We start from the raw sequence: 21,216 nt of genomic DNA, 5'->3' as shown, positions 1-21,216 counted from the left end.
GTAATTTTGCCTCGTGAAGTTACTAAAAAGATTCGTTAGCTATACAATTTGGGGTGTCATTCTGCTGAATGTGGCACTCATGGCTGTTTCATATATTCCACAGACACAGGACTTCCTCGGACGCAAAGTGGCCGGGGCTATTTCTGATAAGCTTGGCACCCATGTTACCGTGGGGCGCATCGACCTGGGATTCTTTAACCGCGTGATCATCGACAACGTGTGTATCGAGGACCAGCAGCAACAGGACATGCTGCGCGTGGGCCGCTTGTCGGTACGCCTCGAGATACTGCCGCTATTCAAAGGAAGAATAGCCATTTCATCGGCTCAGCTCTTTGGCGCCCATTTCCTATTATATAAGGAGAACGCCCAGAGCCAAACCAACTTCCAGTTCGTGCTCGACTCGCTGGCATCGAAGGATACCACCAGCCACACCCCACTCGACCTGCGTATTAACTCGATCATCATACGCCGCTCCAGTCTGACGTATGACCAATATGACCAACCACAGACCATCGGTTTATTCAATCCCGCCCACCTCAAGGTGAGCGACCTGAGCGCCCACATCAACCTGCGTACCCTGACCGACGACTCGCTCAACATCAACGTGAAGCGTTTGGAACTGAAAGAACGTTGCGGCCTGGTGGTCAAGCGTCTGAAATTCCATTTAGCGGCTGGTCGCAAACAGTCGCAGCTGGAGAATCTACTGGTGGGAACACCCCTTTCACACCTGCAGATCGACAACCTCAGCGCCTCCTATCTCCTCACAGACAGCGGTATGCAGAAGGGATCGCTCAACTATTACGGAAAGATATCGAACACAAACATAACACCCTCAGAATTAAGTTGTTTTATACCAGCATTAAAGGGTTTATCAAATAAAGTTTCCATAGAAACCGACTTCAAGGGGTCAGACACACAAGTACAGGTTCCCAACCTTTTGGTTTCATCAACGGGACACGAGCTTGACATTCAAGCTCATGGATGGTTGGCCGACTGGCAGAAACGCGCATATTGGAATGTGCAGCTGAACCGTTTGGCGATATCTGAGGATTATATAGGCTTGCTCGCCAAAGCGTTTCCACAGATTCCAACGGAGCTGACACGTTTGGGCAGCGTACAGCTGACAGCCAACTGCGAACGCAGTCAACAAGGTGCCGGCAACCTGCAGGCCAACCTGCAGACTGGCGCTGGCGAGGCAAAGGTTTCTGTTGACTTAGCAGCCGACCAATCGTTTGCCGGTACTGTAGACATCGCCTCATTAAGCCTTCAACAGCTATTAGCCAACAACGATTTAGGAAAAATCAGCACTACCCTCGCCCTCAAGGGACAACTGCACGAGGGACAGAAGCCTGACGTGAACGTTGAAGGTCTGATCAGCGATTTCGACTACAAGGGCTACACCTACCATCATCTCGTTCTCGACGGTGGCTATAACCAAGGTAAGATTGCTGGCCACATCGACATAGACGACCCGAACCTCGAGGCCGAAATCAAAGCAGAACTGTCAGACGAGCATATCAGCGGAAAAACTCTAAATTCCATCAAGCTACAGGCATTTATCGAGCGCTATAATCCACAGGCTTTACACCTGACCGATCAATGGAGCAATGCCACATTGAGTGGACAATTAGAAGCCGATATCGCCGCTCATAACCTCAACGACGCACAAGGCAATATCCGACTGAGTAACTTCAATATATCGGCTACCGAACAGCATCCAGCCTATCGTCTCGACAACCTTAACATCACCACCGGGCATGAGAACGGCATCCACTTTCTCAGCATCAAGAGCGACTTTGCCGATGCAGAGTTGAAGGGACAGTTCGACTATAAGACCTTAGCTGCCAGCTTCACCAATCTATTGAAGAGTAAGCTACCTACATTGCCCATCCTTCCCGCAAAGACCACTAAGAGCAACAACAACTTCGTACTGCGCCTGATGGTGAGCAAAAGCGACTGGCTGCGACGCATCTTCAACATTGACCTGCAACTACGCCAGCCAGTTACGCTTCAAGCCCGCGTGAACGACTATACCAACGAGCTTTACCTGAACGGTGCCATTCCCTCGTTTGCCTATAATGGCGCATGGTACAACGATGGCTTCGTGAACATCTCATCGCCTGCCGACACCATGCGCTGCAACGTCAGCATCCAAAAACTGATGGACAACGGACAGCATCTTGACCTCGGTCTCTCGGCTCATGCTGCCAACAACAACCTCACCACAGCAATCTATTGGGACAACCACGACGAAAACGAGCATATGAGTGGTGAGATGAACACCATCATGCAACTATATCATAACGTGGCAGGAAAGCCCGAAGCCCACTTCCGCGTAATGCCGTCGCACATCATCCTGCGTGGCGAAGACTGGGACGTAGAGCCTTCGGATGTGCTCTATACCGACAAATTCCTGCTGGTTGACCATTTCTCCGTGCATCACGGTGCACAACACATCATCGTGGATGGTATCGCCTCGAAAAACGACACCGACTCTCTAACCATCGACCTGCGTGAGGTGGAGGTAGGTTATATCCTCGACCTTGTCAACTTCCATAGCGTAGAGTTCAGCGGCAAGGCCACAGGAAAGGCACGCGCCTGGTCGCTCTTCGATGAGTTCAAGGCTAATGCCGACCTGACCGTCGAAGAATTCAAGTTTGAGCGTGGTCGTATGGGTGTGCTCCATGCACTTGCCAACTGGAACCACGAGGCCCAGCAAATCGATATTCATGCGGTGGCTGATGATGGTCCAGACGCCAAGACACGTATCAACGGCTATGTCTCGCCCGTACACAACACCATCGACTTGGGTATTGAAGCCGACGGCACCAGCATCGAGTTCATGCATAACTTCACCAAGAGTTTCCTCAGTAGCATCAACGGACGTGGTGAGGGAACAGCCCGTCTCTCAGGTACACTCGACAATATTAACCTGACAGGAAACCTGATTGTGGATGGCGAGGCTACCGTTACTCCACTCAACACCACTTATAAGTTGGTACGCGACACGGTCGTGATGATACCCGACGAGATTGAACTGCGCCACATGGCTATCTATGACGCATTAGGGCATAAGGGCATACTCTCGGGTGGCATACACCACCAGCATCTGACCAACCTGAGCTACGACCTCAACGTAGAGGCCGACGACCTATTGGCATACGACTTTAAAGACTTTACGAATCCAGATGGAAGCGAGTCGACATTCTATGGCACAGTCTATGCCTCAGGCAATGTCAGCATCAGCGGGCATGGCAACGACGTAATTATCGATTGCAACGTCACCCCACAACCTGGAACGGTATTTGTGTATAATGCCGCCAGTCCTGATGCCATCAGCAATCAGGAGTTCATCTCATGGGAGCAGTCGGGCTCGACCACCTCATCTGGCACAGTTGCCAAATCTGGCGCCAACATCCCTGTCAACACGCGCGCCGACGATACCGACATCTACATCAATTTCCAGATTAACGCTACCCCCGACGCAGCCCTCAAACTCCTCATGGACGAGAACACTAAAGATTATATCACCCTTTATGGCAATGGCTCACTTCGTGCCTCATTCCACAACAAGGGCTCATTCAACATGTTCGGAACCTACACCGTCGATCACGGCACGTATGGCATCACCATCCAAAACATCATCAAGAAGAACTTCACATTCAATCGAGGAGGCACCATTGTGTTCGGTGGCGACCCCTATCAGGCAGCACTCAACCTGCAGGCCGTCTATACCGTAAGCGGCGTGAGCCTCTCAGACCTGAACATCGGCAATTCGTTCAGCAGCAACACCATTCGCGTAAACTGTCTGATGAATATCGGCGGACAGCCAGCTGCGCCACAGGTTGACTTCGACTTAGAGATGCCAACCGTAAATGCCGATGAACAGCAGATGGTACGCTCTGTTATCAACGGACAACAAGAGATGAACCAGCAGGTGGTTTATCTGTTGGCCATCGGCCGATTCTACAATCAGGGTGCCAACAACAGCACCAGCGCCACAGGTGAGCGTATTGACCAGACATCGCTGGCTATGCAGAGCTTTCTGTCGGGTACGCTTTCATCACAAATCAATTCGCTGATCAACCAGTTCATCAAGAACGATAACTGGAACTTCGGCGCAAACATCTCAACCGGAAACGAAGGATGGCATAATGCAGAATACGAAGGCATTATCAACGGTCGCATGCTGAACAACCGACTGCTTATCAATGGTCAGTTCGGTTATCGCGATAATGCCACACAAGCCAGTCCATCATTCATCGGCGATTTCGACGTACAGTATCTCCTCTACCCCAACGGCAACTTGGCGCTAAAGGTCTACAACCAGACTAACGACCGTTACTTTACAAAATCGTCCCTCAACACGCAAGGCATCGGCCTCATCATGAAGAAGGACTTCAACGGTCTTCGCGACCTGTTCTCTACAAAGAAGCGCAAAAAGAAATCAGCGGCTACCAATGTAAAGGAAAACCATACCAAGTAATACCAGGGCGAGGTCGAAGGCTTTTGCCTTGAGGTTCTTCTCGTGGAAGAACATCGCACCAAACATAAAGCTGACAACCACGCTACCGCGACGGATCATCGAGACAATCGAAATCATAGCCTCGGGCAGCGATAGCGAATAGAAGTACATAAAGTCGGCGATACTCAGGAAAAGACTTACACCAACAATCGACCACGACCAGTGGAACGGTGTCGTCTGCTCGTGCTTAGGCCACCACAGAAGCCACAACATAGCACCCATCATAAAGCATTGGTAGATGTTGTACCACGATTGTACCATCATACGGTCGAGACCTACGCCACCATTTTCTACCGGAGCCATCAGGAACTTATCATAGAGTCCGCTCACAGCGCCTAATACGGCAGCTCCCACAATCATATAGATCCAATGGTCATGCTTAAAATCGATACCTTCCTTTTTTCCACTACGACTCAGCAGCAGAAACGAAGCGATAGCCAACAGCACACCAATCCATTGCCAATGGTTCAGACGCTCGCCGAACACCAATAGCGCACCCACCAGCACCATCACAGGACGGGTGGCATTGATTGGGCCTACAATCGTCAGGGGCAGATGTTTCATACCGAAATAGCCTAAGATCCAGCTCGACAGCACAATGAACGACTTGAGCAGAATATACTTATGCATATCCCAACCACCACTGGCCACATGAAAGATACCCAAATCAAGCCCCATGAAAGCGGAACCTTGCGCATCAGCCACCGCACTCAGCACAATGAAAGGCAGGAAAATCAAACTCGAAAACAACGTATTGAGAAACAGCACGGGAATAACCGCATTACCCTTCAGGGCCTGTTTCTTCAAAGAATCATAGCAGCCCAAAAGCGCTGCCGACATAAAAGCCAAAAATAACCACATATTCCGTTATCCTAAAAAACTACCACTCTCTATTCGAAATCAATATTTCACATCCTCTAAAAACAGCGCATTGCCTGGCATCGAGTCGCCCGCATCACTACGGCGCTTGCCTTCAATCACAGCACGGAACTCATCCAACGAAAGTCGGCCACGCCCTACATCTACCAGCGTCCCTACCACAGCACGTACCATATTCCGCAAAAAGCGATTGGCCGTAATCACAAAGTACCAGGTAGTATCACCCGTCTGAATCCACTCAGCACGTGTCACGTGGCAGAGCGTTGTCTTCACATCCGAGTGCGCCTTGCAGAATGCCCCGAAGTCCTCGTACGTAGTCAGTATTCTGCCAGCCTCGTTCATCTTCTCGAAATCGAGCGGATAGTGAATCTCACACGAGAAATGCCGCAGGAACGGATTCTTCTTCGTATGTATATAATAATGATAGGTACGCTCTGTGGCCGAAAAGCGGGCATGCAAATCGGATGCCACCTCCTCTATCCTATCAACCACAATATCGACACCTAACATGCGATTCATTTTATAAGCCAACTGCTTGCAATCTATATCGCCATCAAAATCAAAGTGTGCAGCCATCACTCGGGCGTGCACACCAGCATCTGTACGACCGGCACCTGTGATACTAATATCCTGACGGAGTAAAGTTGAGAGCACTCGCTGCAACTCGCCCTGAACAGATATACCATTAGGTTGCACCTGCCATCCGTGATAGTGAGTACCATCGTAACTCAACCAAATAAAATATCTCTTTACCATCTGTTATCCCAACCGTTTCTCTGATTCCACACACTCAACTGGAAGCTGAAGTTTGGATTCACGTTATATTTCACCATAGCACCAATCTTATCGCCGAAGTCGTTACCCAACCACCACATGTTCTGTAATGGCATACATGGTTGCATCATCGATTTCTGACCAAAAACACCAGCTTCCCAATGCTCGTCAAAGCGATAATTCAGCATGGCCGTCAAACCAGCATCCCTCATCTGATGGTTGCCATAATCCAAGAATGAAGAATAGCCTCCTATCGAGAACGACAGTTTAGATGTCAGCTGTCCGGCATACATCACCGCCGCACTATTAGCAAAGCCGCTACTTGAGTGCTTACCTACTCCAAAGATTGCGGAAGCAGAAAGCGACGCATTCAGTCCAGGATGCAGATCCCAATTACCTAAACCCGTATACATCGAGCCTAAGAAAGGATACGTAGCTATCGTGCCACGATAAGTAAGTGGTGGTAACGAAAATGTGGAATCAGGCAATAGTACAGTCTGCTCTGCCTCCTGCGCTTTCACACAAGTAGCAAAACAAACCATGACTATGATAAACCATTTCTTCATTTCGGCTGCAAAGTTACAAAAAAAGCAGCACGAAACATACGAATTTACACGAATTAATATAATTTACAAGAAGAAGCGTTTGAATTCGCTTTCGAAATTTGGGGTCAGGAAGCCACGACCGATAGCCACACGAATCTCGTCGAGCGACCAGAATCGTCCACCATCAAGTTCGGTAGCAGAAGGACTGATTGGACCGTCATAAACGGTACGATGTACATACACCAATTCGCGCTCACGACTGCTCTCAAACACATACATACCCATCCGTTCGGGCACAAAATCGGTCATACCCAATTCCTCGCGCACCTCGCGGACCAGCGCCTGTTCGGGCGTCTCGCCAAAGTCGATATGCCCCCCCACACTGGTGTCCCACTTACCTGGCTGGATATCTTTCCACTCTGGGCGGCGCTGCAAGAAGACTTCACCCTTGCTATTGAACACATGGAGATGGACTACAGGATGCAAAAGGCGAGAGCCGTTATGACACTCGCCACGCGTAGCAGAGCCGAGGACACTTCCGTCCTCGGCCACTACGGGGAATATTTCTGAACTGTTATCCTTCACCGCTATTTACTTCGACTTGAGATTTTCGACAAAGATGAAGGGTACAGCCTCGTTCAGATAGGAAGTCTGCTTTTCATCACGATAGATAACAGCCTCGACAATCTGCATAGCCAGCTCTTTATCGCTGGCATAATACTCACCACGCGATACATAAGAATTAGCATAGAATACCACGTTAATCTTATGGTCAACATCATTCACCTTAATATTATAGGCTGGAGATACTGGGTTGATCAGGAAGCTAACTGGTGAAGTGGCATAGAAACCGATGCGGCACTCAATATCCTGATCTGGAGCTTCTGACAATGCCTCTACCAATTCATCGGTGGCAGCAGCCTTATCGAGATTAGCAGCCAGCAACTTGGTGGGGAACTTACGGATAATCAGGGTGCTATCGTTGGTGATAGACCACGAGATCTTTACTGTGTCGGCGTTATCCTTTACGTCGTGTGGATTCTTTGCTGCATAAATCAAATCACCTTGATGGTCACCCTTCACGAGGTTATAGCATGTAGCCACCTGCTCTTTGGTGAGCGGTGTATTGCTATCATCGCCATCGTCGTTGAGACATGATGTTAAGAACATAGCTGCCATGCAGCCTACCACAGAGAAAAACTTCATTGTTTTCATTTTCTTTTTTCGTTTTTATAAATTATGTTATTGTAATTGTGTTACACTCCAATAAATGTGCCACAAAGCAAAATCTTGTATCAGAAACCGTTAATTTAGGTTAATCTGATTGAAATTCATCGGAAAGTTGTAATTTTGCAGCATGATTTTCTATTTTTCAGGAACTGGGAATACCCGATGGGTGGCAGAGCTGATAGCCGAAGCTATTGGCGAGGAATTGTTGTTTATACCCGAAAGCATCAAGCAAGGAAAGTATGAGTACGAACTAAGCGAAGGCGAGTCCATTGGCTTTTGCTTTCCAACACATGGCTGGCAACCGCCGAGAATCGTACGCGAGTTCATCAGCAGGTTGCGCCTCCTGGCATACAAAAATCAAAGCACCCCGTTCTGTTGGGCCTTGACCACTTGTGGCGACAATATGGGTGAGGCGATGACCATCCTGAACAAAGACTTGGCAGCCAACCACCATCTTCATCATCACGGGGGCCCCTTGCAGGCCCTGACACAGTTCTCGATCATCATGCCCGAATCGTATGTATGTCTACCGTTCATGTACACCGATACTGAAGAGAAGGAGCGTGCCAAGATTGCTACCGCCCGCCAGCAATTACCCCACATCATTGACAGCCTTCGCGCACACAAGGAAGGGGTAATTGAGCTTGAGAAAGGTGCTACCCCACGACTCTACTCATACGTAATAGGGCATTACTTCAACACCAAAATGGTAAACGATAAGAAGTTTACGGTAGACGAAGATGCGTGTATCAAATGCGGTAAATGCGCAAAAGTCTGCCCAGTCGATAATATACAAGGAACACCGCCCGAGTGGATTCACAACGGACGGTGTACATCATGTTTAGCTTGTTATCATTACTGCCCTACTCATGCCATCAACTTTGGCAAGATTACACGCAAGCGCGGGCAATACTATTTCAATAAACGCGGGGACCAAAAATCTTAGTACCCACACGGATCATGGTCGAACCGGTTTCGATAGCGATGGGATAATCATCGCTCATACCCCATGAACGTTCGCAGAAAGCGTCATCATCAGCAAAGAACTCAGCCTTCACCTCATCGAAGAAACTACGGGCTGTCAGCATTTCTCTACGAATCTGATCAGCATCATCTACAAACGAGGCCATCATCATCAGACCACAAATCTGCACATGCTGCATCTGGCGCCATTCGCCGTCAGCCAACAGTTCACGACATGCATTCAACGTTAGTCCATACTTAGTGGCCTCCTCAGCTATATGTAGCTCTAACAGCACTTTTATCTTTCGACCGCATTTCTCGGCCTGCTTGTTGATCTCGCGGAGCAACTTAAGCGAATCGACCGCTTCGATCATCGACACGTAGGGAGCTATATATTTCACCTTATTTGTCTGCAAGTGACCGATAAAGTGCCACTCGATATCCTGTGGCAACGACTGGTGTTTCAGACGCAACTCCTGTTCATGACTCTCACCGAATACACGCTGTCCCTCCTCGTACGCCGCCTCGATATACTCATTGGGGTGATACTTAGAGATTGCCACAAGGCGGACGCCCTGTGGCAAATGGTCTATCACCTCATGCAGATGCGATTTAACGTCGTAATCCATCTTTACTGCTGCTCGTATTCGGGTTTGTCGTTCTTCTTACCGTACTCGTAGACATCCATCAGGGTAGTCTCGGCCACCGAAGCAATCACATAATCGATCATCGTACCGCCCATTACCTCGTCGATATTCTTCATCGCACCATTCATAGAGCCAGCCTGCACCAGATAGTTAACGGTTGAGCGCTTCTCCTTCTCGGTCTTCTCGTCAATGGTAATAAACTGTAGCTTAGCCTTATACCATTTATCGGCGATGTTATCATCGGTAAAGAATATTTCCTTATAAGCAGCTTTCTTGATATCGGCCACTTCAAATTCGCCGCTGATATATGCTGACATTTCTTCTGTAATACGTGTTTCTGCCTCGCTGAAGCTAAGGGCATCGACAACATAATTCTCATTTACTTTTTTCTGCAAGCCATCCTCTGTGACCTTTTCATAGCGGATCTTGCATTCAAACCACATTGCTGTTCTACTTCTCATTTCTTTTCTGTTTTATTCTTTTTTATTCCCATATAATCTTTGTCCAGTGCCTCCATCTTTTTGGTGGTCAACTGGTCAATAATCTCACTGGCTATATGCTGCGAGCGCTCGTTACCTATATTGGCACGCTTGGCCAACTCCTCCTCGGCCTTAGCTAACTCTGTAGTCATCTGCCGGCTTCGCGCCATAAAGTCCTTCTCCGAAAGATTCATCTTCTCATTATTATATACCTTCGAGAGGATACGGTCGGCTTCCTTCGTGAACTGCTTACGGAATATCTGCTCGGCTTTGGCCCGATATGCTTTCATCTCTTTCTCATCGATAGAGAGAGAGTCCTTCATATGTTGCTGACGGGCCACAACAGCAGCTATGGTAGCCGAATCGGCATCAGCGCCCAGGCCATACAGTTCGTTGTTCTCGTCAAGCAGATCTTCTGGTATAGGTTCTTCAACGGCTTTTACATACTCTACGTCCTCAGGCTGCGGCAGCATATAGAAATAGCCACCCACGATAGCCAACGCGATAGCTATGGCTGCCAATCCCACCAGTCCCGTACGACGCATATTCCGATTGCTGATGAGCGCGTTGTGGAAATCGCGTACCGTCGGGTATCGGCGTTCAGGTTTTTCAGCTGTTGCCTTTGCTATCACCCTACGCCACTCAAAAGGCAGACCTGCCGAATGATAGAGCCATTTCACAAACATAGCCATCGAATACACATCGGCACGAGCATCAATCGTACCACCCGCCAGAACCTCGGGAGCGACATACTCCTCCAGGCCATCGTATAATACCTCTTGATCAAGCTGAGCATAGAACGAACCATGACACAACAGACGCACAGTAGAATCATTCTTGCGTGCCAACACATTACAAGGAGCGAAACATACATGGTACACTTCGCGCTTATTGAGTAGCTCGGTCAGTTCGACCAAGTCGTGCAACGTGTTTAAGGCAAAATCCTCACGCGCTACCACAGCGGGATTCTCATTGAGCAACTGTTCGAAGGTGACAAAATTACCCACCTCGACAGCAATGGCATAAACGCCATCGTCACCCTCATTAGGCACAAAGTGCAACTGGTTCTTGTTATGAACCTTCTCCATCTGAGCTGCCTCAGTACGTACACAATTACTGAATGCCACATGATCGGCCACCTCATCGTGGAACTCTACGAAATTGGAATATTTTCCATCGATGAGCCGCTTGTAGAAGTAGCCATAAGGAAGACGCACTTTCGTGGTTTTTCTGAAGTCACGCGTTTCTAATAATTCCTCGAAATTCATCGTTAGCTCAATTTTTGGTGCAAAAGTAAACAAATAAATCGAAAAAAAGCACGTTTTAAAAATATTTTAGTACCTTTGCAGCGCAAAATAGTAAAATGGTAAATTGTAAAATTGTTAATTTGAAAGATGCCTGAGATATCAGTTCGCGGACTGGAGATGCCCGAGTCGCCTATCAGAAAGCTCGCACCGCTCGCAGCAGCCGCAAAGAAAAGAGGTACCAAGGTGTACCACCTGAACATCGGTCAGCCAGACCTACCCACCCCACAAGTGGGTCTTGACGCCTTGAAGCAGATAGATCGTGAAATCCTGGAGTATTCACCCTCGCAGGGTTATCAGAGCTATCGCGAAAAACTGGTAGACTATTATGCCAAGTACAACATTAACGTAACAGCCGACGACATCATCATCACCAGCGGCGGTAGCGAGGCGGTGCTCTTCGCGTTCCTGAGCTGTCTGAACCCTGGCGACGAGATTATCGTACCAGAGCCTGCTTACGCTAACTATATGGCCTTCGCTATTTCAGCGGGTGCCAAAATCCGAACCATCGCCACCACCATCGAGGAGGGTTTCTCGCTGCCAAAGGTGGAGAAGTTCGAGGAACTGATCAATGAACGTACACGCGCTATTATGATATGTAACCCCAACAACCCAACGGGTTACCTGTACACACGCCGCGAAATGAATCAGATTCGCGATCTGGTGAAGAAGTACGACCTGTACCTCTTCTCCGACGAGGTGTATCGCGAGTACATCTACACAGGCTCACCTTATATCTCGGCCTGCCACTTGGAGGGCATCGAGCAGAATGTCATCTTGATCGACTCTGTTTCGAAGCGCTATTCCGAGTGCGGTATCCGTATCGGAGCCTTGATTACCAAGAATGCCGAGGTGCGTAAAGCAGTGATGAAGTTCTGTCAGGCCCGTCTTTCTCCTCCATTGATCGGACAGATTGTGGCCGAGGCTTCGCTCGATGCGCCAGAAGACTACTATCGCGATGTGTACGATGAGTACGTAGAGCGCCGTAAATGTCTGATTGATGGTCTGAACCGTATACCAGGCGTTTACTCGCCCATTCCTATGGGCGCCTTCTATACTGTAGCAAAGCTACCTGTTGACGATGCGGAGAAATTCTGCCGTTGGTGCCTGTCGGAATTTGAGTACGAGGGTGAGACGGTCATGATGGCTCCTGCTGCCGGATTCTATACCACACCAGGTGCTGGTATCAATCAGGTTCGAATAGCCTACGTACTAAAGAAGGAAGACCTGGAGCGTGCGCTGGTAGTGCTCCGCAAAGCTCTTGAACAATATCCCGGACGAGTAGACGAAGAATGAATCTACCGTTATACATAGCCAAACGTATTTATAGCGATCAGGGCGACAAACGTAAAGTGAGTCGCCCGGCTATTCGTATAGCTACTATCGGCGTGGCTATCGGACTGGCTGTGATGATAGTAACGGTTAGCGTGGTACTTGGATTCAAACACACCATCCGCGACAAGGTTGTGGGATTTGGCAGTCATATCCAGGTACACAACATCATGAACTACAATGGTAGCGATCCTCATCCTATCTGTGCCAACGACAGTCTGATGAAAGCTATTGCCAACTTGGATGGTGTGGCTCATGCCGAGCGCTTCAGTATGACACAAGGCATCTTGAAAACCGACGAAGATTTTCTGGGCGTAGCCTTCAAAGGTATTGCTGCTGAATACGACACCACCTTCCTCAGCCAACATCTGACCGAGGGCTCCATCCCTTTATTCAGTGATTCAACCAGCAAATACAAACTACTGATTTCCAAGATGATAGCCGACAAGATGCGCTTAAAAGCAGGCGATAAGATTTTCGGTTATTTCATCGATGGCGAAGATGTACGTACGCGGCGTTTTACCATCAGCGGCATCTACCAGACCAATATGACGCGCTTTGACGAGACACTCTGTTTTACCGACCTTTATACAGCTAACAAACTGAACGGCTGGAGCAAGGATCAGGCAACAGGTATCGAGGTTATCACCTCCGACTTCGAACGACTAAACGAGACTGCCGACCAGTTCATAGACCACGTGAACCGCACCAGCGACGAACAAGGAAACTCACTCACCTCTGAGACCATCTACGAGCTATACCCACAGGTATTCTCATGGCTCGAGCTGCTCGACATCAACGTGTGGATCATTCTTGCCCTGATGGTCTGTGTGGCAGGATTCACCATGATCAGCGGCTTGCTCATCATCATTCTGGAACGTACGCAGATGATAGGTATATTAAAAGCTTTGGGCGCACGTAACAACACCGTACGACACACATTCCTCTGGTTTGCGGTATTTATCATCAGTCAAGGTCTGTTTTGGGGCAACATCGTAGGCATCAGCATCGTACTGCTTCAAAAGTACACCCACCTGATTACGCTTGACCCGCAGACATATTACGTGAGCGAGGCTCCCATGGAACTCAATCTTCCACTTGTGGTAGCCATCAATATCGCCACTTTACTTATCTGTGTATTCGTCCTGATAGCCCCCAGCTACCTGATTTCGCATATTCATCCCGCGAAATCGATGAGATACGAATAATTTTTTGAAAAATTGCACAAAAACATTTGGTAGTGTGCAAAAAATGAATTACCTTTGCACAAAAATTCAAAATTTGTGCAGTTTTAATGGAACAATTTAGCAGTTTTAATGCATTAATACAAAAAGCCATTGTCAACAACTGGGACCATGATGCCCTTACTGATTATCAGGGCATTACGCTCCAGTATCATGACGTTGCACGCAAAATCGAGAAGATCCATATATTATTCGAAAACAGCGGTGTGGTAAAAGGTGACAAGATTGCCATTTGTGGCCGAAACTCGGCTCATTGGGCGGTAGCCTTCCTAGCCACATTAACTTATGGTGCCGTGGCTGTGCCTATTCTTCACGAGTTTAATGGCGAGCAGATTCAGAACATTGTGAATCACTCGGGAGCCAGGCTGTTGTTTATTGGCGATTTTGCGGTAAAAACCATCGACGCATCGGCAATGCCAGGATTGGAAGCGATTTTCAACCTGCCCGACTTCTCTTTGTTCGTATCGCGATCTGAGAAGATCACATACGCACGCGAACATCTCAATATGATGTTTGGTAGCAAGTATCCCAAAGCCTTCAGAGCCGAGCATGTGAATTATCATGTGGATACTGCCGAGGAGTTGGCAATGATCAACTATACCAGCGGTACAACAGGATTTTCCAAGGGCGTGATGCTTCCCTATCGCGCTATTTGGGGTAACGCAGAATTCTGTTTGAGAGTGCTTGGCCGCAACGTAAAAGCCGGCGACAACATGTTGAGCATCCTGCCTATGGCACATATGTATGGCATGGCCGTAGAATTCCTGTTCGGATTCTGTAATGGCTGCCATCTGTTCTTCCTTACTCGCCTGCCGAGTCCAGCCATCATCGCTGAGGCATTTGCTACCGTTAAGCCAGCTTGCATCATTACCGTACCCCTGATTATCGAGAAGATTATCCGCAAGAAGGTGTTCCCCAAGATACAGAACAACCGTATGCGATTGCTGCTTAACATGCCAGTAGTCAGCAAGAAGGTAAAGAGCCGTATCTGCAAAGAGGTGTATAACGCCTTTGGCGGAAACCTGTACGAGGTGATTGTTGGCGGTGCAGCCCTTTCAAAAGAGGTTGAAGAGTTTCTGCTCTCCATTGGCTTCCCCATTACCGTGGGCTATGGTACTACAGAGTGTGCGCCACTCATCTCGTTCTCAGACTATCATGACTTTATAGCTGGCTCATGTGGACAGCCTGTTGACCGTATGGAGGTTAAGATATTAAGTTCAGATCCCGAAAAGATTGCCGGTGAGATTGTGACCAAGGGTACCAACCTGATGTTAGGATACTACCTGAACGAAGAGGCTACACGCGAGGCCATCGACGAGGAGGGCTGGTATCATACAGGCGACTTAGGCACCATGCTGCCAAGCGGCCATATCTTTATTCGTGGACGCTCTAAGAACATGCTGTTGGGCGCCAACGGACAGAACGTATATCCAGAAGAGATAGAAGACAAGCTGAATACGATGGCAATGGTATCAGAGTGCATCGTGATACAGCGTGGTGAAAAGTTGGTGGCTTTGGTTCACCCCGACAAGGATGAAGTAGTAAGCTTCAGCCAGGAGGAATTAGAGCACATCATGGAGCAGAACCGTCAGGAGCTGAACAACATGCTGCCCGTCTATAGCCGTATCTCGGCTATTGAGTTGCATGAAGACGAGTTTGCCAAGACACCAAAGAAAAGCATCAAACGCTACCTATATAAGAATAAGTAATTGCTTATGGAACATATACCAAGTTTTAACGCTCTTATACAAAAGAGCATCATCGACAATTGGGATCGCGATGCCCTGACAGATTACAAGGGACAGACGCTGCAGTTTCATGACGTAGCCAGAAAAATCGAAAAGTTGCATATTCTTTTCGAAAACAGCGGAATCAAGAAGGGCGATAAGATAGCCCTTTGCGGACGCAACTCATCACAATGGGCAGTGGCATTCTTGGCCGCCCTGACCTACGGCGCTATTGCCGTACCTATTCTGCACGAGTTTAATGCCGAACAGGTACACAACATTGTGAATCACTCGGAAGCACGCCTGCTCTTTGTAGGCGACCATGTGGCTACTATTATCGATCCCCAGGCCATGCCAACACTCGAGGGTATTATCAACAACCCCGATTACTCACTCATGATTTCGCGTACAGATAAATTAACCTATGCACGCGAGCATCTGAACGAACTCTATGGCAAGAAATTCCCCAAATATTTCCGCAAGGAGCACGTTAGCTACTACATTGAGCAGAGTCCAGAAGAGTTGGCTGTCATCAATTACACCAGCGGCACAACAGGCTTCTCAAAGGGCGTCATGATTCCCTATCGCGCCTTGTGGTCGAACTACGACTTTGCCATAAATGTACTGGGCTCTACCATCAAGGCTGGCGACAAGGTGATTTCGATGCTGCCAATGGCCCACATGTATGGCATGGCCTTCGAGTTCATCTTCGAGTTCCTCCACGGTTGTCACGTGTACTATCTGAACCGTGTTCCCTCTCCCGCCATCATCGCACAGGCGCTGGCAGAGATTCGTCCACGCATCGTCATCGCCGTACCACTCATCATCGAGAAGATTATCCGCAAGAAAGTATTCCCCAAGATACAGAACAACCGCATGCGCCTGCTTCTCCAGATGCCAGTCATCTCAAAGAAGGTACGCGAGATGATCTGTCAGGAGGTACTGAAAGCATTTGGTGGCAACATGTACGAGGTCATCATTGGTGGTGCAGCCCTGAACCAGGAGGTAGAGCATTTCCTGAAGCGCATCGATTTCCCCTACACAGTGGGCTATGGCGCCACAGAGTGTGCACCTATCATCTGCTACCGCGACTGGCACACCTTCGCCGCCGGCTCGTGCGGTTGTGCTGCCCTGCATCAGGAGGTAAAGATTGTGTCGCCCGACCCCAGACGTATCCCTGGCGAGATTCTCACCAAGGGTCCAAACGTGATGTTGGGCTACTACAAGAACCCCGAGGCTACCGCAGAGACCATCGACCGCGACGGCTGGTATCATACCGGCGACTTAGGCACCATGGACGACGATGGCAACGTATTCATCAATGGTCGTTCCAAGAATATGCTCCTTGGTCCTAACGGACAGAATATCTATCCTGAGGAAATCGAGGACAAGCTGAACTCAATGACTATGGTGGTAGAAAGTATCGTGGTTCAGCGCGACAACAAACTGGTAGCGCTGGTTCACCCCGATATGGATGAAGCCAAGAATATGGGATTCTCTGAGGATGACTTGAAGAACATCATGGAGCAGAACCGCAACGGTCTGAACGAGATGATTCCAGCCTACGAGAAGATCTCGGAAATCGAGATTCACGAAGAGGAGTTTGAGAAGACACCAAAGAAGAGTATCAAACGTTATCTCTACAAATAAATCAAAATCTCCGCCCATCAATGAGCGGAGATTAATTTTTTTGCGTTATATTTTCTTTAGCACCACTTTTTGACTATAGATGTCAGCGATAGCGCGCATCACCTTCACCAGTTCAGGATAGAGCGCCTTGTCGAATGTCCCCGATTTCATCAGCAAACGGTTGCGGACATGGATATGACGCCCCTCAACTTGCAACGTAAATGCGAAGGTGGCAAAAGCATTATCTATCTGCATATCCTTGGGACGCACCTCGAGTTCATACCCATCCGGTATGGTTAGCTCTATATCATCCACATCCAGATACCCCATCTCACGGAAGATATCACCTACACGTGCCGTTGTAGCGCTGGGCACAGTATAACCACGATGAACAGGACAGATGGGCACCATAAGACGCTGCCCAGCCTGAGTAGCATACTTCTGGCTATGTATATCGGCAGCAAGCCTGATGTTGGCACCATCCTCACTCACGTGCAATTGCCTGATCTCTGCCTGTGGTGTACGAACCATCTGCAGTAACACCTTCCTACGGTCTTTCTCATCCATTTTCAAGAGCGGAATAAGGCTTTCATACTGACGATTGGCTGTATGCTGCTCAATGGCGATGTCGGCATCACCCAGAGCCGAGAGTTGAATGCTAATGTCATTTTGCATCAGGTTCGTGCTATCAGCATAGACAGGCAGGCGCACCAGTCGCCCACCCTGCTCACTAATCTCTATCGCATCATGCCCTGCAATATCCTCGTGCACATAGCCCATAGGCAACTGTGGATTGGTACACTCCAGCCAGAGTGTATCGTTCTGCAGAGGCACCTGCAGGATAACATGGTTCATCTGCCCTACACTGGCAAAATCCCTCAGCAGCCTAGGGTTGTCGGTACTGATGGTGGTATAGTAAGCAGGTATGCCCACCTCCTTGAGCATGGCACGCATATAGTTCGACAAGCCTTTACAGTCGCCAAATCCATTCTTGCTCACATGGGCTGCCGGAGCAGGCTGTTGACCACCAATACCCAGAAGTACCGCCACATAGCGGGTGGTCTTTTCCAACCGTTGATAGATGGCCTCAACCTTCTCGCGATCGGTCTTTAGTCCGTCTGTCAGTTCATGCAACACCTGTCGCTCTGCATCCGAGAGCACATCACGCCCCTGAATCAAACTGTATTCCCACTTGCCATAGTCAGTCCAGCTGGCCAGACTGCCATAAGAGTCGTAGTATTCGAAAACGGTAGGAGCAAAGCGTGCCACGGGCAGTCGCTCTCGCAATGGCCGGCTATAAGGCTCCTGTTTCAGCGCAGGCAGATTCTCTACCTGTACCGAGAATATCTCGGTATCGTTAGTCCCATCGGTCTGTTCCACCTTGGCATCCATATTCTGCAGGGCATAGCGCACCTGCATTCCCTTCGGTGCCTGCAGCTTGTAGGAAGCCTTTTTCACGCTCACATCATAGTCCGTCTGGGGCCAGAAACCAGGGAATTCAATCAAGTTGTTGCGACTGTCGATGGTCCATTCGTAGGTGATTGTGACAGGATAAACAGGCGGCGTATAGTCGAAGTACAGCTTATAATCGTCGATGGCCAGATAAGGCGAATACTCTGTTTTGTTCAGTTCGCTCTCCTTAATCTTACGGATAACTCGCCCCGAAGCGTCAGTCACCTGCCCCTTAAAGCTGGTCAACTTGTCGTTCTTGCTACACGAACACACAAAGAGCGCCAACGACGCACCATGCTCATTTTGGATAGTGGTCACCGTTTTAAAATCCTGTGTGGCATGCACGGGTGTATGGCACTCCACCTGGGTGGTCCACTCCTCCACTACAGCTTTCTGAGCCCAAAGGGACGACGCCGACACCAAGGCAACACACAAAACGCCGAACTTTCTCATCCCACTTTCTTAATGGTAACCATATTCTTGCAGCACTCCGTCAGCTTGTCGAGGAAGGCCTTGACATCCTGATAGCTACTAACCGGATAGAAGGTCTTACCAATCTTAAACAGGAATTGCGCTGTCAACACTTGTCCATCGATACTTGTACCAATACGTGCTGTCATACCATCGTATTTCAAAACCACCGGACGTGGCATATCCTCAACCATATACCCCTCGGGCAGTTTAATAACAACATTAATCGCCTCAGCCTGCTTATAGGGGAGCTCGATGGGCAGATGGCGTTCAGCAGCTGTGAAGGGCGCCTCGGACATTGGCGCGAAGACTAGCGGATTGAGGAAGATGAGCTCACCAGCGGTATCACATTGCTTGGTAAAGCCCATAGTCTCCGTCAGCTGCGATGAGAAATCGTGTTGTCCATCCAGCTGGTAGCTTTTTATTTCCATGCCACCCTTCTCTTGTAGTTTATGAATCTGTTCCACACTATCTTTTGCCTCACGCCAGTTTTTACGTAGCATAGCAGCTGCCTCCTCAGTCAACACACGCGTTCGGGTGCCTTCCAGCAAACCGTTTGCATTCAGGCTAACCTCAATAGAGGTAGCCTCTCTGCCATGTGCCACAGCCATCAGGTCAACCCAGTCGCCCTGACCATCCTTTTTAATGATTCGGGCACGCTCCACTAACAACTTGGCTGGCAGCACGTTCAGATAGCCATCCTCCGACGAGGCATCAAAAAACGTCCACTTATCGTCAGCCAGATGCATGCCCACCACAAAGGTTGTGAGAAATTTCATACTGGCGTGTGTCAGCGGCAGGAAGCCTTTGTTACGGGTTCGCAGCACCACTGGCACTGCCTCGATATTAGCATCATGAAGCATATTGATGAGCAGGAAGTTGATGTCGGCATTGGTGCCCGTTCCTTCCTTCAGAATCTTAGAAGCCGATTTGCCCCAGAAAGCGTAGTTGCCATTCCAGCGCACCTTGCTCTTCAGCAGTTTCCACACGGCAGCAAAGCGTTCGCTCTTGTCAGCGATCCCCGGGATGCCGGCACTCACGATATCCGCCTTCAGCGGACTGCTATTCTTCAGGCGTCCACCAAAATCACCATCTTCCATCAGCTGTTTGTCAATCTCTGCCCAGGTGGTGGTATAGTTTTTGTGCACGGCGCCGGGGATATAGATACCACCCAACTCAGCCGTCACCTTGTTGCCATAATTCTCCACACACCACACATAGCCATCGGCTTTAAGTGCAGGCAGGTTGCGAGCGGTAAAGCGGTAGTTCTGGGTGCTCAGTGTCTCATTGCCACCATTAAAATGCAGCTGCATGGAACCGCCGTCCATCTTCTTTTCCACCGGACAGGCACCCGTCTCCTCGATATTAAACCTGAACCATTCGGGGATAGAGAGATCATAGTAGGTATAGAGCACTGGCAGTTCGCCCTGAGCATACCAAGTATAGATATCATAATAGATATCGCTCTCCAATCGGTATTCGTATTCTATCACCGTACCCACCTTTACCTGGGGCACGCTGAATTTCAGCACTTTCTGATTCTTGTCCAGGCGCTCGTGGTGCACCATTGCCTGTTCCATCTTGGTTTTCACCACCTTACCGTTTTCCAGATTATAGGCCACCGCTTTCAGGCCTGTCACCTGCTCCTTGCGCACACGATTGGTCTCGTTTTCATAATAAGTGATCGACTTATCAGCCACCCGCTTCCCATCAGGCTTCAGCACCTTCAAACGCGTTCTCACATCATAACACACTTTGAAATCGCCATTCACAAAGTTGTAGAACACGTCTGTTTTGTGAAACAACACCACGGCATCAGCATCCTTGTCGACGGCATACTCCGTCATCTTCAGTTCTGCGTCCGTAGGCTTACCCCACTTCAGATTAGGCTCGACAGTTTGTGCACAGAGCACCTGACTTACTGCCAGCAGCAAGAGAAATACATTTCTTTTCATAGATAAAATTGTTAGTAAATTCATTGGTCTGACTATAGTCTTTTAAGACAAGTTATTGAT

General features: G+C 48.9%; 16 protein-coding genes. 6 read left to right on the top strand and 10 right to left on the bottom strand.

Translation table 11 applies throughout. From position 1 onward, the window contains the following. Positions 1–13 precede the first annotated feature (13 nt). Positions 14–4,486: a translocation/assembly module TamB domain-containing protein gene (locus T495_RS0104775; protein ID WP_051651858.1), complete on the top strand. Its 4,473-nt coding sequence runs from the start codon at positions 14–16 to the stop codon at positions 4,484–4,486. Here the strand turns inward: T495_RS0104775 and T495_RS0104770 are convergent. From T495_RS0104770 to T495_RS0104750, 5 genes are all read right to left on the bottom strand, one after another. Continuing rightward, positions 4,448–5,386, bottom strand: coding sequence for an EamA family transporter (locus T495_RS0104770; protein ID WP_028903572.1), 939 nt, complete (start codon positions 5,384–5,386; stop codon positions 4,448–4,450). The two genes, T495_RS0104775 and T495_RS0104770, sit on opposite strands and share 39 nt — an antisense overlap. Positions 5,387–5,425: 39 nt before the next feature. Further along, on the bottom strand, positions 5,426–6,160 hold the full coding sequence (gene truA, locus T495_RS0104765) for a tRNA pseudouridine(38-40) synthase TruA (protein WP_028903571.1): 735 nt from the start codon (positions 6,158–6,160) through the stop codon (positions 5,426–5,428). After that, entirely contained in the window at positions 6,154–6,744 is a 591-nt protein-coding gene (locus tag T495_RS0104760) for a hypothetical protein (protein ID WP_051651857.1), read from the bottom strand. The genes truA and T495_RS0104760 overlap by 7 nt, the downstream gene beginning before the upstream one ends. Before the next feature lie 63 nt (positions 6,745–6,807). Beyond that, the gene (locus T495_RS0104755; protein WP_033147804.1) at positions 6,808–7,308 is read right to left on the bottom strand and encodes an NUDIX domain-containing protein; all 501 of its coding nucleotides are present in this window, start codon (positions 7,306–7,308) and stop codon (positions 6,808–6,810) included. Positions 7,309–7,314: 6 nt separating this feature from the next. Further along, positions 7,315–7,938, bottom strand: coding sequence for a DUF4840 domain-containing protein (locus T495_RS0104750; protein WP_028903569.1), 624 nt, complete (start codon positions 7,936–7,938; stop codon positions 7,315–7,317). 142 nt (positions 7,939–8,080) lie between these two features. Here T495_RS0104750 and T495_RS0104745 point away from each other — a divergent pair, with 142 nt between their 5' ends. Next, a complete protein-coding gene (locus T495_RS0104745) occupies positions 8,081–8,899 on the top strand; it encodes an EFR1 family ferrodoxin (RefSeq protein ID WP_033147803.1) in 819 nt (272 codons plus the stop codon). Here the strand turns inward: T495_RS0104745 and T495_RS0104740 are convergent. From T495_RS0104740 to T495_RS0104730, 3 genes are read right to left on the bottom strand one after another with little or no spacing between them, the layout of a single operon-like run. Further along, the gene (locus T495_RS0104740) at positions 8,871–9,545 is read right to left on the bottom strand and encodes a YggS family pyridoxal phosphate-dependent enzyme (protein ID WP_033147802.1); all 675 of its coding nucleotides are present in this window, start codon (positions 9,543–9,545) and stop codon (positions 8,871–8,873) included. The two genes, T495_RS0104745 and T495_RS0104740, sit on opposite strands and share 29 nt — an antisense overlap. A 2-nt stretch (positions 9,546–9,547) precedes the next feature. Continuing rightward, positions 9,548–10,024 (bottom strand): DUF4494 domain-containing protein, encoded by a 477-nt coding sequence (locus T495_RS0104735; RefSeq protein WP_028903566.1) that lies wholly within the window; start codon positions 10,022–10,024, stop codon positions 9,548–9,550. Then, positions 10,021–11,310, bottom strand: a complete 1,290-nt coding sequence (locus T495_RS0104730) for a hypothetical protein (RefSeq protein ID WP_028903565.1) — start codon at positions 11,308–11,310, stop codon at positions 10,021–10,023. The genes T495_RS0104735 and T495_RS0104730 overlap by 4 nt, the downstream gene beginning before the upstream one ends. Before the next feature lie 126 nt (positions 11,311–11,436). On the opposite strand from T495_RS0104730, the gene T495_RS0104725 reads away from it, so the two are divergent. The 4 genes from T495_RS0104725 to T495_RS0104710 all read left to right on the top strand — a co-directional run bounded on the left by T495_RS0104725 (position 11,437) and on the right by T495_RS0104710 (position 17,299). Continuing rightward, entirely contained in the window at positions 11,437–12,642 is a 1,206-nt protein-coding gene (locus T495_RS0104725) for a pyridoxal phosphate-dependent aminotransferase (RefSeq protein WP_033147801.1), read from the top strand. Continuing rightward, the gene (locus tag T495_RS0104720) at positions 12,639–13,886 is read left to right on the top strand and encodes an FtsX-like permease family protein (protein WP_033147800.1); all 1,248 of its coding nucleotides are present in this window, start codon (positions 12,639–12,641) and stop codon (positions 13,884–13,886) included. The genes T495_RS0104725 and T495_RS0104720 overlap by 4 nt, the downstream gene beginning before the upstream one ends. Positions 13,887–13,972: 86 nt before the next feature. After that, positions 13,973–15,631, top strand: coding sequence for an AMP-binding protein (locus T495_RS0104715; protein WP_033147799.1), 1,659 nt, complete (start codon positions 13,973–13,975; stop codon positions 15,629–15,631). Between the two features lie 6 nt (positions 15,632–15,637). After that, a complete protein-coding gene (locus tag T495_RS0104710; RefSeq protein ID WP_033147798.1) occupies positions 15,638–17,299 on the top strand; it encodes an AMP-binding protein in 1,662 nt (553 codons plus the stop codon). Between the two features lie 45 nt (positions 17,300–17,344). Here T495_RS0104710 and T495_RS0104705 read toward each other — a convergent pair whose 3' ends face one another. Further along, a complete protein-coding gene (locus T495_RS0104705) occupies positions 17,345–19,183 on the bottom strand; it encodes a transglutaminase domain-containing protein (protein WP_033147797.1) in 1,839 nt (612 codons plus the stop codon). After that, positions 19,180–21,156 (bottom strand): DUF3857 domain-containing protein, encoded by a 1,977-nt coding sequence (locus tag T495_RS0104700; RefSeq protein WP_051651855.1) that lies wholly within the window; start codon positions 21,154–21,156, stop codon positions 19,180–19,182. Before T495_RS0104700 ends, T495_RS0104705 begins: the two co-directional genes overlap by 4 nt. Positions 21,157–21,216: the final 60 nt, after the last annotated feature.

Origin of the sequence: Prevotella sp. P6B1 (assembly GCF_000702825.1) — a bacterium.
In the GTDB taxonomy this organism is placed as follows: Bacteria; Bacteroidota; Bacteroidia; order Bacteroidales; family Bacteroidaceae; genus Prevotella.
This window is presented reverse-complemented; position numbering and strand designations above follow the sequence as displayed.

Bases quoted from the DNA above. Each gene is read 5' to 3' on its own strand.
- truA (WP_028903571.1), bottom strand. From the start codon at position 6,160: ATGGTAAAGAGATATTTTATTTGGTTGAGTTACGATGGTACTCACTAT.
- T495_RS0104725 (WP_033147801.1), top strand. From the start codon at position 11,437: ATGCCTGAGATATCAGTTCGCGGACTGGAGATGCCCGAGTCGCCTATC.
- T495_RS0104700 (WP_051651855.1), bottom strand. From the start codon at position 21,156: ATGAAAAGAAATGTATTTCTCTTGCTGCTGGCAGTAAGTCAGGTGCTC.
- T495_RS0104720 (WP_033147800.1), top strand. From the start codon at position 12,639: ATGAATCTACCGTTATACATAGCCAAACGTATTTATAGCGATCAGGGC.
- T495_RS0104760 (WP_051651857.1), bottom strand. From the start codon at position 6,744: ATGAAGAAATGGTTTATCATAGTCATGGTTTGTTTTGCTACTTGTGTG.
- T495_RS0104705 (WP_033147797.1), bottom strand. From the start codon at position 19,183: ATGAGAAAGTTCGGCGTTTTGTGTGTTGCCTTGGTGTCGGCGTCGTCC.
- T495_RS0104715 (WP_033147799.1), top strand. From the start codon at position 13,973: ATGGAACAATTTAGCAGTTTTAATGCATTAATACAAAAAGCCATTGTC.
- T495_RS0104770 (WP_028903572.1), bottom strand. From the start codon at position 5,386: ATGTGGTTATTTTTGGCTTTTATGTCGGCAGCGCTTTTGGGCTGCTAT.
- T495_RS0104740 (WP_033147802.1), bottom strand. From the start codon at position 9,545: ATGGATTACGACGTTAAATCGCATCTGCATGAGGTGATAGACCATTTG.
- T495_RS0104750 (WP_028903569.1), bottom strand. From the start codon at position 7,938: ATGAAAACAATGAAGTTTTTCTCTGTGGTAGGCTGCATGGCAGCTATG.
- T495_RS0104745 (WP_033147803.1), top strand. From the start codon at position 8,081: ATGATTTTCTATTTTTCAGGAACTGGGAATACCCGATGGGTGGCAGAG.
- T495_RS0104730 (WP_028903565.1), bottom strand. From the start codon at position 11,310: ATGAATTTCGAGGAATTATTAGAAACGCGTGACTTCAGAAAAACCACG.
- T495_RS0104710 (WP_033147798.1), top strand. From the start codon at position 15,638: ATGGAACATATACCAAGTTTTAACGCTCTTATACAAAAGAGCATCATC.
- T495_RS0104735 (WP_028903566.1), bottom strand. From the start codon at position 10,024: ATGAGAAGTAGAACAGCAATGTGGTTTGAATGCAAGATCCGCTATGAA.